12 protein-coding genes are annotated in these 13,351 nt (G+C 61.7%); 10 read left to right on the top strand and 2 right to left on the bottom strand.

Going from position 1 to position 13,351, the window contains the following annotated elements:
- The first annotated feature begins 35 nt into the window (after positions 1-35).
- From HCK86_RS16965 to nifA, 8 genes are all read left to right on the top strand, one after another.
- Positions 36-1,205, top strand: a complete 1,170-nt coding sequence (locus tag HCK86_RS16965) for an aminotransferase class V-fold PLP-dependent enzyme (RefSeq protein WP_176085664.1) — start codon at positions 36-38, stop codon at positions 1,203-1,205.
- Positions 1,198-2,379, top strand: a complete 1,182-nt coding sequence (gene nifV / locus HCK86_RS16960; protein ID WP_246739647.1) for a homocitrate synthase — start codon at positions 1,198-1,200, stop codon at positions 2,377-2,379. Before HCK86_RS16965 ends, nifV begins: the two co-directional genes overlap by 8 nt.
- Positions 2,376-2,756 (top strand): nitrogenase stabilizing/protective protein NifW, encoded by a 381-nt coding sequence (gene nifW / locus HCK86_RS16955; RefSeq protein ID WP_176085663.1) that lies wholly within the window; start codon positions 2,376-2,378, stop codon positions 2,754-2,756. The genes nifV and nifW overlap by 4 nt, the downstream gene beginning before the upstream one ends.
- A 245-nt stretch (positions 2,757-3,001) precedes the next feature.
- Positions 3,002-3,853 (top strand): electron transfer flavoprotein subunit beta/FixA family protein, encoded by an 852-nt coding sequence (locus HCK86_RS16950; protein WP_176085662.1) that lies wholly within the window; start codon positions 3,002-3,004, stop codon positions 3,851-3,853.
- A 13-nt stretch (positions 3,854-3,866) separates the two neighbouring features.
- Positions 3,867-4,973: an electron transfer flavoprotein subunit alpha/FixB family protein gene (locus HCK86_RS16945; RefSeq protein WP_176085661.1), complete on the top strand. Its 1,107-nt coding sequence runs from the start codon at positions 3,867-3,869 to the stop codon at positions 4,971-4,973.
- 13 nt (positions 4,974-4,986) lie between these two features.
- Positions 4,987-6,294: an FAD-dependent oxidoreductase gene (locus tag HCK86_RS16940; protein WP_176085660.1), complete on the top strand. Its 1,308-nt coding sequence runs from the start codon at positions 4,987-4,989 to the stop codon at positions 6,292-6,294.
- A gap of 25 nt (positions 6,295-6,319) precedes the next feature.
- The gene (locus tag HCK86_RS16935) at positions 6,320-6,619 is read left to right on the top strand and encodes a ferredoxin family protein (protein ID WP_176085659.1); all 300 of its coding nucleotides are present in this window, start codon (positions 6,320-6,322) and stop codon (positions 6,617-6,619) included.
- Positions 6,620-7,035: 416 nt separating this feature from the next.
- Entirely contained in the window at positions 7,036-8,742 is a 1,707-nt protein-coding gene (gene nifA / locus HCK86_RS16930) for a nif-specific transcriptional activator NifA (RefSeq protein ID WP_176085658.1), read from the top strand.
- Positions 8,743-8,820: 78 nt separating this feature from the next.
- Here the strand turns inward: nifA and HCK86_RS16925 are convergent, their stop codons facing one another.
- Together HCK86_RS16925 and HCK86_RS16920 are read right to left on the bottom strand one after the other, a co-directional pair.
- Positions 8,821-10,152: an aspartate aminotransferase family protein gene (locus HCK86_RS16925; protein ID WP_176085657.1), complete on the bottom strand. Its 1,332-nt coding sequence runs from the start codon at positions 10,150-10,152 to the stop codon at positions 8,821-8,823.
- 9 nt (positions 10,153-10,161) lie between these two features.
- A complete protein-coding gene (locus HCK86_RS16920; protein WP_176085656.1) occupies positions 10,162-11,151 on the bottom strand; it encodes a phosphotransferase enzyme family protein in 990 nt (329 codons plus the stop codon).
- Positions 11,152-11,582: 431 nt separating this feature from the next.
- Here HCK86_RS16920 and HCK86_RS16915 point away from each other — a divergent pair, with 431 nt between their 5' ends.
- Positions 11,583-12,761, top strand: coding sequence for a transporter substrate-binding protein (locus tag HCK86_RS16915; protein WP_176085655.1), 1,179 nt, complete (start codon positions 11,583-11,585; stop codon positions 12,759-12,761).
- Complete coding sequence (locus HCK86_RS16910; RefSeq protein ID WP_176085654.1) at positions 12,758-13,348, top strand: ANTAR domain-containing protein; 591 nt, start codon at positions 12,758-12,760, stop codon at positions 13,346-13,348. The genes HCK86_RS16915 and HCK86_RS16910 overlap by 4 nt, the downstream gene beginning before the upstream one ends.
- Positions 13,349-13,351: the final 3 nt, after the last annotated feature.

The raw sequence follows: 13,351 nt of genomic DNA, 5'->3' as shown, positions 1-13,351 counted from the left end.
CGGGACGATCACGCCACTTCAACGGGATGACGACGATGCTGACCTATCTCGACAACAATGCCACGACCCGGCCCGATCCGGCCGTCGTCGCAGCCATGCTGCCCTATTTCGGCGCGAATTTCGGCAATGCCTCGGCGAAGCATCAGGCCGGTGCGGCAGCGGCAGCGGCGGTTCGAAAGGCCCGCAGATCGGTGCAGCATCTGGTCGGCGCCCGTTCCGATAGCGAGATCCTGTTCACCTCCGGCGGCAGCGAGGGCGACAACGCCGCCATCCGCGCCGGCCTTGCCGCCATGCCCGGTCGCAGCGAGATCGTCACCACCACCGTCGAGCACCCCGCCATCCTGACGCTGTGCCGCCACCTCGAGGCGCGTGAGGGCGTGCGGCTTCGGCTTGTTCCGGTCGATCGCAATGGCGCGCTCGATCTCGAAGCGCTCAGAGCCGCCATTGGCCCGAAAACCGCACTCGTCAGCACCATGGCCGCCAATAATGAGACCGGGATCACCTTTCCGCTGAAGGCGATCGGCGAGATCGCCCATGCCGCCGGTGCGCTGTTCCATGTCGATGCCGTGCAGGCGGCGGGCCGCATCCCGGTCAATATCGTCGCCGATGATATCGACATGCTGACACTCTCGGCCCACAAACTGCACGGGCCGCAGGGGATCGGCGCGCTCTATCTGCGGAAGGGGATTGGCTTCTCACCGCTGATCCATGGCGGCACGCAGCAGCGCGGCCGCCGCGCCGGCACCGAAAATCTCGCCGGAACCGTTGGCTTCGGCATCGCCGCCGATCTCGCCGTGCTGCGGATGGCTGACGATGCCCGCCGGATGGCGGCACTGCGCGACCGGCTCGAAGCGGGCATTCTCAGCCTCTCGCCGCAGGCGCTTCCGCTCGGCCGCGGGTCTGACCGGCTTGCCAATACATCACTGATCATCTTCCGCCGTTTCGATGCCGATGCGCTGCTCACCAGGCTTGATCGCGCCGGCATCTGCTGTTCCGCCGGCTCGGCCTGCGGGGCCGGGCAATTGCTGCCAAGCCCGGTTCTGCTCGCCATGGGCTTTAGCGAGGCGGATGCGCGCGCCGGCTTGCGCTTTTCGCTGTCACGCGAAACCACGGCTGCGGAGATTGATCACGTCCTTGCCGTTCTGCCGCAAATCCTGAAGGCCGAGACACCTTCCCGTCCTGAAAAGGCTGAAGCCCATGTCTGACGATCCGCTGTCTGAACCGCGCATGATATTCCTCAACGACACCACGCTGCGCGATGGTGAACAGGCGCCAGGCGTCGCCTTCAGCCTGACCGACAAATTGCAGCTTGCAGAGGCGCTGGCGGCAAGCGGCGTGCCGGAACTGGAGATCGGCACACCGGTGATGGGGGCTGACGAGATCGCCGCGATCCGCGCCGTCTCGGCCCTCGACCTGCCGCTCAGGCTGATGGCCTGGTGCCGGATGAGCGAGCGAGACCTGGCAGCCGCCCGGGCTTCCGGCGTGACGGCGGTGAACCTGTCGCTGCCCGCCTCAGACCTGCAGCTTTCCGCCAAGCTCGGCATTGGCCGAGAAGCCGCACTGGCGCGGATTGACCAGATGGTGCGCCAGGCCAAACAGGCCGGGCTTGAGGTGGCGGTTGGCTGCGAGGATGGCTCGCGCGCCGATCCTGCCCATCTTGGCAACGTCATCCGTGTCGCCGCTGAAGCCGGTGCCTTCCGTGTCCGGATCGCCGACACGGTCGGCATTCTTGACCCGTTCTCAACCTTCGGGCTGTTGCAGCCGCTCAGCGAAAACGCGCCGGTTCCGCTGGAATTTCACGCCCATAATGATCTCGGACTGGCAACGGCGAATGCGCTGGCCGCGGTGAAAGCGGGGGTCAGCCACCTTTCAGTCACCGTCGGCGGCCTTGGCGAGCGCGCCGGCAATACGCCGCTTGAGGAGATCGCGGTGGCGCTTTCCACCCGGAATGACTGCGTCACCGGCATAGATCTGCAAAGCCTCACGGCACTGGCCGAACAGGTGGCGGAGGCCTCAGGCCGGGCGATTGCGCCGGGCAAGGCGATCGTCGGCCGCGATGTCTTTACCCATGAAAGCGGCATCCATGTTGCGGGTCTGCTGAAGGACAGCCGCACCTATCAGGGCATCGACCCGGCCATCATCGGCCGCTGCCACCGCATTGTCATCGGCAAGCATTCCGGCGCCGCGGCCGTCTGCCACGTTCTGGCGGAAAAAGGCATTACCGCCGATCCCGAACTTGCCGCCCTTCTCGTCGCGCGGATCCGCCGCCATGCCGTCGATACGCGCCGCACCATCCCGCCGGAGGATCTTGTCCGGCTCTATTCGACCCTTGAACGCGAAAGCCCGGCTTCCGCCGGCAGCAGGGAGACTGGTCCATGAGTTCATGTTCATCGACACCACAAATCGATGTGAAGGATATATTGAAGCGGCTGAAGCAGTTGTCCTCGGCAGAGGATTTCTTCATGGCACTTGGTGTCTTCTACGATCCGAAAGTGCTGGATGTGGCGCGGCTGCATATTCTGAAGCGCATGGGACAATATCTGGCGGAAGAGGATTTTGACGACCTTCCCGACAGCATCATTGCCGCCCGTGCCCGCGCGACGCTGGAGCGCGCCTATGGCGAATTTGAAAGCGCCTCACCATTGTCGAAGCGGGTTTTCAAGGTGCTGAAAGACCATGATCCCGACCGGCCGGCAGAGGAACGCGGTGCCTTCGTGCCGCTTTCGGCCATCCTCGGCCCGATCGACGACATTTAGGTTCGCTGAAGCGCAGGCTGTGCCAACTTGGGCGGGTTCTTCGGGACCCGCCCTTTTTTCACCCCGGACGCTGGCTGTCGCTGATCCGACGCGGCTGTGTCGCAAGGCCGACAAAGACCAGCCCGTCCTGCCACACTCCGAAAATAAACATATAAAAATCAATAATTTAATCCATAGGCCGAGGCGTGGCACGCTTTATGCTTTTTCTTTGCCAGAGATATTTCAAGCGCGAAAGGCGGACAAACATGCATATTGTCGTCTGTATCAAGCAGGTTCCAGACTCAGCGCAGATCCGTGTCCACCCGGTCACCAATACGATCATGCGACAGGGCGTGCCGACCATCATCAATCCCTATGATCTCTTCTCGCTGGAAGAGGCACTGCGCCTTCGCGATACCCATGGCGGCGCCGTGACCGTTCTGAGCATGGGGCCTCCGATGGCGGCTGACGCGCTGCGCAAGGCACTCGCCTATGGCGCTGACCGCGCCGTGCTGCTGACGGACCGCTATTTCGCCGGCTCCGACACGCTGGCCACCTCGTTTGCGCTGTCGGCGGCCATCGAAAAGATCGGCCGCGATTTCGGCACCCCCGATGTCGTGTTCACCGGCAAGCAGACGATTGACGGCGACACCGCGCAGGTTGGCCCCGGCATTGCCAAGCGGCTCGGTCTCAACCAGCTCACCTATGTCGCCAGGATCGGATCGCTTCAGCTGGAAGAGCGCACCATCACTGTCGAGCGCCGTGCCGAAGGCGGCGTGCAGGTGCTGAAGACGCAACTGCCCTGCCTCATCACCATGCTGGAAGGCACCAATGATATCCGCCGCGGATCGTTGAACGACGCATTGCGCGCTGCCCGCGCCGAGGTGATCACCTGGTCGGCGGCAGAGGCTGGCATCGAGGATCTGCTGAAATGCGGCCTGCGCGGCTCGCCCACCGTGGTGAAGCGGATTTTCTCGCCGCAGCCGCGCTCGGAAAAAGCGGCCATCCTTGCCGTTGCCGATGACAATCCCCGCGATCTCGCCGAGGCGCTGATCGAAGATCTGATGAAACGACAGCCCCATCTCGAAGCCGATCTGGCCGAGCTGGCCCAGCGCTGAAAGGGACAAGACCATGCCCGAGGCAAAACCCGCCCCCCGTCCTGCTGCCGGTCGCGGCGGCATGAAGAAAGAACTGCCGGACCATTTCAAGGCCTATCGCCATGTCTGGGTTGCCGTCGAGATGGAACGTGGCATCGTCCATCCGGTTTCCTTCGAGCTTTTGGGCGAAGGCCGCAAGCTCGCCGACAAGCTTGGTGTCGAGCTGGCCGCCGTCGTCATGGGACCGCCGGGCGAAGCAACACGCCATGCCATGGCCGAAGCCTTCTGCCATGGCGCCGACATGGCCTATCTGGTGGAAGACGACATCCTCCATGACTATCGCAACGAACCCTATACCAGGGCGCTGACCGATCTGGTCAACGCTCACAAGCCCGAGATCCTGCTGCTTGGCGCCACCACGCTTGGCCGCGACCTTGCCGGATCGGTTGCCACCACGCTGAAGACGGGCCTCACCGCCGACTGCACCGAGCTCGATGTCGACGATGACAAGTCGCTGGCCGCCACCCGGCCGACTTTCGGCGGCTCGCTGCTCTGCACCATCTATACACTGAATTTCCGGCCGCAGATGGCAACCGTCCGCCCCCGCGTGATGTCGATGCCCGAACGCGTCGAACGCCCGGTCGGCAAGGTCGTCGAGGTGAAGCTTGATCTCAAGGAAGAAAGCATCATCACCAAGATCCTGGATTTTATTCCCGATGCCCAGTCGCACAAGGCCAATCTTGCCTATGCCGATGTCGTCGTTGCCGGCGGCATGGGACTTGGCGCGCTGGAAAACATGCAGCTGGTCAAGAACCTGGCGGCGGCGCTCGGCGCCGAATATGGCTGTTCGCGGCCCGTGGTGCAGAAAGGCTGGATGCCGGCGGAACGTCAGGTCGGACAGACCGGCAAGACTATCCGCCCGAAACTCTATATCGCCGCCGGCATTTCCGGCGCGATCCAGCATCGCGTGGGCGTCGAGGGCGCCGATCTGATCGTCGCCATCAATACCGATCCCTCGGCGCCGATCTTCGATTTCGCCCATGTCGGGCTCGTAACCGATGCCGTCAGGTTCCTGCCGGCACTGACGGAAGCCTTCAAGCGGCGCCTGTCGCCGCATAACCGCGACAAGCTCGCAAGCTGACGGAGAGTGGACCATGATTGATGAAAAATTCGATGCCATCGTCGTTGGCGCCGGCATGGCCGGCAATGCGGCAGCCTATGTCATGGCCAAGAAGGGCATGAAGGTGCTGCAACTGGAACGCGGCGAATATTCCGGCTCCAAGAATGTCCAGGGTGCCATCATGTATGCCAACATGCTGGAAAAGATCATTCCGGATTTTCGCGAGGATGCGCCGCTGGAGCGTCACATCGTCGAGCAGCGATTCTTCATGATGAATGATACCTCCCATACCGGCATGCAGTATCGTTCGGATGATTTCAACGAAGAGAAGCCGAACCGTTACACCATCATCCGCTCGCAATTTGACAAGTGGTTCAATGCCAAGGTCCGTGAGGCCGGCGCCACCGTGCTCTGCGAGACGACGGTGACCGAACTGGTGCGCGACACCAAAGGCAAGGTGATCGGGGTCAAGACCGACCGCACCGGCGGCGCGATCATGGCTGATGTCGTTGTGCTCGCCGAAGGCGTCAACGGACTGCTTGCCACCCGCGCCGGGCTGCGCCACACGCCAAAGGCGGAAACGGTGGCGCTGGCGGTGAAGGAAATGCATTTCCTCCCCGAAGAGGTGATCTGCCAGCGTTTCGGCCTGACCGGCAATGAGGGCGTCGTGGTCGAGGCGATCGGCACCTTTTCCAAGGGCATGACCGGTCTTGCCTTCCTCTACACCAACCGGGAATCGATCTCGCTCGGCGTCGGCTGCCTGGTCTCCGAATTCGCCGAACAGCAGGAAAGCCCCTATGACATGCTGGAGGTGCTGAAGCGCCATCCCTCGATCAAGCCGCTGATCGCCGGTTCCGAGGTGAAGGAATATTCGGCGCATCTGATCCCGGAGGGCGGGTTCAAGGCCGTGCCGCAGCTCTATGGCGATGGCTGGGTGCAGGTGGGGGATGCGGCGCATTTCAACAATGCCGTCCACCGCGAGGGCTCCAATCTGGCGATGACCTCTGGCCGGATGGCGGCGGAGGCCATCTTCGATATCAAGACCCGGCATGAGCCGATGACAAGCGCCAATCTGGCGCTCTACAAGAAGAAGCTCGACAATTCCTTTGTCATGAAGGACCTGAAGAAGCTGAAGCAGATGCCGGCGCTGATGCATACCAATTCGAAGAACTTCTTCCTCACCTATCCCGAGCTTACCAACAAGGCGATGCAGAATTTCCTGCGCGTCGACGGCACGCCGAAACGCACTGCCGAGCTTTCGATCATGAAGAATTTCATCCGCGGGCGCTCCGCCGTCGGACTGATGTCCGATGCCGTGCGCTTTGCCTTTGCCTGGCGTTGAAACCAACCAGATCCCGGAGACGACAATGACAACCATGGTGAAAAAGGTCCGCGTCGAGGACAAGCTCTACCAGAACCGCTATCTGGTCGATGTCGGACGCCCGCATATCAAGGTCATGCCGCATGAGACGCCGAGCGCCAATCTTCTGGCCCTCACCAAGGTCTGCCCGGCCAAATGCTATGAACTCAACGACAAGGGCCAGGTGGAAATCACCGCCGATGGCTGCATGGAATGCGGGACCTGTCGGGTTCTGTGTGAGGCCGCCGGCGACATTCAGTGGGACTGGCCGCGCGGCGGCTACGGCGTGCTGTTCAAGTTCGGCTGACGGCTATTGCGCCGCTGAAAAGCCGGCATCTGATCGGACGACAGCGCTTGCACGCTCTGGTCGAGCGCGGTCGCACCATCGGTCCGGATCGAAATTTGCGCATTGCGGCATAAATTTCAGCCGGGCATCAGGTTCGAAAATCGATCTTTCCGTGAGACTTTATCCTGTTCGAATATCTGGTGAATTGGCCGTCCCGGCACGAATATTTTTACATTGCACTGCGCAAAAATCCCGTAATTTCGGGCTTTTTGACGATTCATAATTGACAATAATGAGAACCATTCTATCCTTGTCAGAAATCAGAAAAATACAACCCTTGAGGACACTGCCCGGGACTTTTCGCTGTCGAATGGCATCCAGGTTGATGCGGTCGCGAAGCGCCTGTTGCGCTCTTTGCACCGCAAAAGGCGGTGTCCATGGCAAATGCTAATACAACTCAGCGCCCGGCGCGAACGGCCGATATTTCACTGAGCGGCATTTACGAGATTTCCAAGATTCTCGCCGAGCCCGCCCGGCTTGAGCTGACGCTTGCCAATGTCGTCAACATCCTGTCGTCGTTCCTGCAGATGCGCGGCGGCGCCATTGTCGTGATTGATGAGAACGGCCTGCCGGAGCTTTCTGCCATTGCCGGAACGTCGCTGCCGACGGATACGGAGCACAGCCCGCCGGTGCCGCAGGCCGTGATTGACGAGATCGTCGCCACGGCAACGCCACTGGTGATACCCGATGTCGCGGAAAGCGGCCTGTTTCACAAACAGCGCGACGGCAAGCCCATTGCCTTCATCGGTGTGCCGGTCAAGGCGGCCTACAAGGTGCTTGGGACACTGTCGATCGACCGCGAGCGCGATGGCTCCAATCTCTTTCGCTATGACGACGATGTGCGCTTTCTCACCATGGTCGCCAATCTGGTCGGCCAGACCATCCGCCTGCACCGGCTTTTGAGCGAGGACCGGCAGCGCATGCTGGAACAGCAGCGGCGGCTGGAAAAATCGCTGGAAGATGGCTCGCGCCGGCGGTTGCGCAAGGCGGGCCTTGACGGAATGGCCAGCGGCATCGTCGGATCGTCACCTGCGGTCAAGCGCGTCCTTGAAATGGTCGAGATCGTTGCCGGCACCAATTCCACCGTGCTTTTGCGCGGTGAAAGCGGCACCGGCAAGGAGCTTTTCGCCCAGACCATTCATGCGCTGTCGAAGCGCAAGGACGCCCCCTTCATCAAGCTCAACTGTGCTGCCCTGCCCGAAAGCGTGCTGGAATCGGAGCTTTTCGGCCATGAAAAGGGTGCCTTTACCGGTGCCACCAGCCAGCGCATGGGCCGCTTCGAAATCGCCAATGGCGGTACGCTTCTGCTGGACGAGATCGGCGAGATTTCCCCGGCCTTTCAGGCCAAGCTGCTGCGCGTGCTGCAGGAGGGCGAGTTCGAACGCGTCGGCGGCAACAAGACGATCAAGGTTGATGTGCGGCTGATCTGCGCCACCAACAAGGATCTCGAAGAAGCGGTGCGCAAGGGCGATTTCCGCGCCGATCTCTACTACCGCATCAATGTCGTGCCGATCATCCTGCCGCCGCTGCGGGAGCGGTCCGGTGATATTCCGCCGCTGGCCGAAAGCTTCCTCACCCGCTTCAATCAGGAGAACCGCCGTCATTTGAGCTTTGACGGGCGCGCGCTCGACCTGATGTCGAAATGCTTCTTCCCCGGCAATGTCCGTGAACTGGAAAACTGCGTCCAGCGCACCGCAACCCTTGCCCGCGACGAGGTGATCCAGGCGCGCGATCTCGCCTGCTCCAGTGGCCACTGTCTGTCCGCCCTGCTCTGGACCGGGCCGGGCCAACAGATGAGCGGCGGCGAACAGATCTCAGCGCTCGCCGAGGGCCGGACCATGCCGATGGGCGCGACACCGCCGCGCCCCGATCCCCATCCCCATAACGATCCCAGCAAGGCCTGCGATCCGGATGATCCGAGCTGTCCCGCCAAGGGCGCAAGGCTGACGGAGCGCGAGAGACTGATTGAGGCGATGGAAAAATCTGGCTGGGTGCAGGCCAAGGCCGCCAGGCTCCTGGGCCTGACACCGCGCCAGGTTGGCTATGCGCTGCGCCGCCATGACATACCGGTGAAACGGTTTTGATCGCGCTTTCCCCGGCGACGGTCCGAGACACCGCGTCGCTTCGTCGATGCGGTGTTTTCGTGCGCGCAAAACCTATAATCAGCTGACGTCTGACAGCACCTGATCAAGCGCCGAGACGAAGAATTCTGACTGTTCCGCCGTAAAGATCAGCGGCGGCCGGATTTTCAGCGTATTGGCATAGCGTCCTGCGCCACCGACCAGAACCCCTTTGAGCTTCATCGCATTGATGATCTTTTTCGACAGGGCCGCATCCGGCGCGCCGGCGCCATCGACGAGATCAAGGCCGACAAAGAGACCGGCACCACGCACCGCACCGATGCGCGCATGCCGGGATTTGAGCCCCTTCAGCTGATCGAGGAACAGTGCGCCGGTGCGGGCAGCATTCTCCACCAGACCTTCGCCCTCGATCACATCCAGCACTGCCATGCCCGCGGCCGCTGCCACCGGATTTCCGCCGAAGGTATTGAAATAATTGGTGTCGGCACAGAAGGCTTGCAACAATGCCGGGCGGGTGACACAGGCCCCCATCGGAAAGCCATTGCCCATCGGCTTGCCCATGGTGACGATATCAGGCTCGATGCCATGCCGCATGAAGCCCCAGAGCCCGCCGCCGGTGCGGCCAAAGCCGGGCTGAACCTCGTCGGCGACATAGAGACCGCCGGCGTCATGCACCGCTGCGACCACAGGCTTCAGAAAGCCGGCCGGATCGGCGTGGATGCCATCGCTGGAAAAGATGGAGTCGGCGAAGAAGGCCGCCAGGCCAAAACCGGCTTCGGCAAGCTCCGCTGCGGCCTTTTTCACATGGGCCGTGAACCAGCCGGCAACATCGCCTTGCGGCGCATCCGCCTGTGAAGGTGCCGGAATGACCCGCACCCAGTCGGCCGGTTTGCGATTGCGCGAAATATCGGGCGAGATCTCGGTTACAAAGGCGGTATTGCCATGATAGGCGGCCTCGGTGACGATGAAGCCCGCATTGCCGGTCGCCTCGCGGGCAATCCGCATGGCAATGTCATTGGCCTCGCTGCCGGTGCAGGTGAAGATTACATTGGACAGATCACCGGGGAAGGTCGACAGCAGCCGCGCCGAATAATCCTCAACGATTTTCACCAGATAGCGGGTATTCGTCGTCAGTGTTGCCGATTGGCGGGCAATCGCTTCGGCCACATGCGGATGACAATGGCCGACCGAGGGGACATTGTTATAGGTATCGAGATAGGCCTTGCCGTCAGCGTCATACATATAGGCGCCCTCGGCACGGACCGCCTCGATCGGCCTTTCGTAAAACAGTACCGAGGCCGGTCCGAAGGTTGCGGAACGCGCGCGTATCCGCTCGGCAAGCGAGCCATCCAGCTCCCCGGCCTTGGCCGGATCGAAGCGGTTGTGATCGAGAATGCCTTCATGCATGCCCATGGGATTTCCTCAATGATGATTGCTGAGATAGCGCTCGGCGAGCGCCACCGTGCCGTCGGTATAATCCGTGCCCAGGGCCTCGGCCGTCGGCGTTTCGGCATGCGATGCGATCCAGGCCGTCAACTGCATGCGCCGGAGCATGATGAACATCGGCAGCGCCGCCTCATGCGCTGCAGAAAAGGGCGCAACACTGCGATAACCGTCAAGCCATGCCGCCATCAGTTCCGGCACGACCGGCTCATGTTCAAGAAATGAGATCGCTGCTGCGAAATCATAGGCATACCAGCTCAGGCCGCAGTCATCGAAATCAATCACGCCCAGCCGGTCGCCATCGACGAGAAGATTGGCAGCCCGCATATCACAGTGCACCAGACCGAAACGATCCTCGCCTTCGCCGTAGCGGGCGGTATCGGCCTTGAGCACCTCATGGGTCCGCTCCAGCACCGCCTTGCCGCCGGCCGTCAGGCCAAGGGCATCACGCCAGTCACCCCAATGGGCCGACGGACCGAGAATGGTCTCGAAATTCCAGACCTTGCGGTCAAAGCCCTGAGGTTTCTGCCACTGCCGCGCATGGCCATGAAGGCGGGCATTGATGGCGCCTAGCCGTCCGTACCACTTCACCTGGTCGCTGTCGGCATCGGGTTCGCTGCCCGACATGAAGGAGAAGGCAACAGCGTGGCGCTGATGCTCGCCATCGGAGAACTGGGTCAGATAATCACCGCCGGTCGTGGCAATCGGCTGCGGGGTTTCCACCACGCCGTCTTCGCGCAGCGCCGTGATCCAGGCCAGTTCTGAAAGGATCTGCTCCCGCGTATGATAATCCGGCCGGTGAACCCGCACGATCATCCTGTCCCCGCCTGCCGGATCCTGCGCCAGATAGGTGGCATTTTCCGAAATGGTGAGCAGTTTCACCTGCATATCCGGCGGCATGCCCCAGGTCGGGATCGCGCCGCGCACACCGTCTTCAAGCCGCTTGAGAAAATCATCGCTATAGAGCATTCGCCAACCGTCTGTCGTTCCCCATTTTTGGGATATACAACATGATTGCCGTTGCATCTGCAACAGAAATCTCTTAACCCAAAAGTCCTGACCATGGAAAAAGAGCCGACTATTTGAACGCCCCATCGGCAACTACACCATTGATTGGGATGGAAAATCCCGAAAAATGTGACCTTTTGAGGCAAATCGCACTCCAGAAATGAAAAGACCGCAAATAATGTGTGGCATCGCAGGAAAAATGTGGCATCTCGCAGAAATGCACGTGAAAGCGCGTTTTTTAGGCAGTATCCTCACTTGACTAGAATTTCACCCCGCCGTAATGTTGGAAACATCACAGGCCCTTGGCGGCCGATGGCAATTGCGCCCCGATCATCATTCGCTTGCGGATGAGGCCGGGGTTTTTTGTTTTTTGAAGAGCGCACCCGATTTCGATGGCAATTCCGGTCTACCCAGTCACCTTGCTGTTTTCGACATCCGGCGCCTATGCGGCGCTCGGACGTGAAGCGCTGGCCGGCGGCCTTGCCGCCATTGCCGATATCAATGCCGATGACAGTCTCGCGATCCGGCTGGAGCCGCATATTGCCGATCCCGGCGGCTCGGATACGCTCTATGCCACGCTTGCCGAAGCCGAGATCCGAACCGGTGCGCGTCATGTCGTCGGCACCATCACCTCATCGAGCCGCAAGGAAGTCATTCCCGTGGTCGAGCGCCATGCGGCGCTGCTCTGGTATGCCTTTCCCTATGAGGGTTATGAGGCCAGCGACCGGACGCTTTATGTCGGCGCCTGCCCGAACCAGCATCTTCTGCCGCTTTTCGCTCATGTCCTGCCGCGCTACGGATCGCGGGTTTTCATTGTCGGGTCCAACTATATCTGGGGCTGGGAAGTGGCGCGCATCGCCCGCGAACTGGCGGAGGCAAAGGGCGGCACGGTTCTGGCCGAACGTTACCTGCCGCTTGGCATCCAGACCACCGAGCATCTGATTGCCGAAATCATCGACAAGCGTCCCGATTTCATCCTCTCCAATCTGGTGGGCGAGAGCCAGAGCGCCTTTGTCCGCGCCTATGCCGCGCTTGGACGCGACAATGCCGATTTTGCACCGGCAAACCGGCCCGTCATTTCCTGCAACCTGACCGATGTCGACCTTGAAGCGCTCGGCGACGATGGTGCCGGCCACATCACCGCCTCGCCCTATTTCGATGCGCTCGACACGGCAGAAAACCGGGCTTTCAAGGCGCGCATGAGTGAGCGCCATGGCGCCGCCAAGACGATTTCCTCGCCGTTTGCCTCGGTCTATTCGGCCACCGCAATCCTCGGCCAGGCCATTGCCGAGGCTGGCAGCGACGACCCTTCCGTCATTCGCGAAATCGTCACCACCCGGCAGTTTTCAACGCCGATCGGCCCGATCAGCATCAGCCGCAAGACATTGCATGCCGCCCTGCCCTATCATCTGGCGGAAGCCGGGACCGACGGGCGCTTTTCGATCTTCGCCTCCAGCGATGCTGCCATGCCCGCCGATCCCTATCTGGCCTCACCTGCGGCGCGCGCCGCCCTTGAACCACCCCCCGAGCGCAACAGCGACCGGCCCGGCCGGCTGACGGTGATCAAATGACCCAGCGCCGCCGTCCCGACCTCGCCGCGTGGCGGGCGATCATCCTGCATCCGCCGCATGCCTCGGTCGACCAGCTGATCCGCCAGCTGGAAATGCTGCATGTCTCGGTCCGCCATGTGTGGCCGCAGCTCGATGAAGCCGACGCCGACGCCGATGTGATCTTTTTCGATGCCGACAGCGGCCATGACGGCCAGTTTCCCTGGCCGGCCGGCTTTGCCCCCATGCCGCTGATCGCTCTGGTCGGCTCCGAGGCGCCAGGGCGGATCGAATGGGCACTGTCGCAGGGCTCCAACGCCCATCTGATGAAGCCGATCGGCTCGACCGGGGCCTATTCGGCGCTGTTGATGGCCGCCCACGCCTTCGAGGCGGTCAGAACCCGGACAGACGATATCCGCGCCCTTGAAACAAGGCTCAGACAGCGCCCGGCCGTCGTGCATGCGGTGCTGAAGCTGATGCATGACGGTGCACGCGACGAACAGGCGGCGATGAAGACATTGCGCGCCATCGCCATGACCTGGCGGATGACAATCGAGGAGGCGGCAGAAGCGATCTGCCGCGATGACGGACATACCAGGCGTGGTGCCTGAGGC

The organism is Martelella sp. HB161492, from assembly GCF_013184775.1.
GTDB lineage: Bacteria > Pseudomonadota > Alphaproteobacteria > Rhizobiales > Rhizobiaceae > Martelella.
The sequence above is the reverse complement of the archived record's forward strand: the minus strand, read 5'-3'. Positions and strand labels throughout refer to the sequence as shown.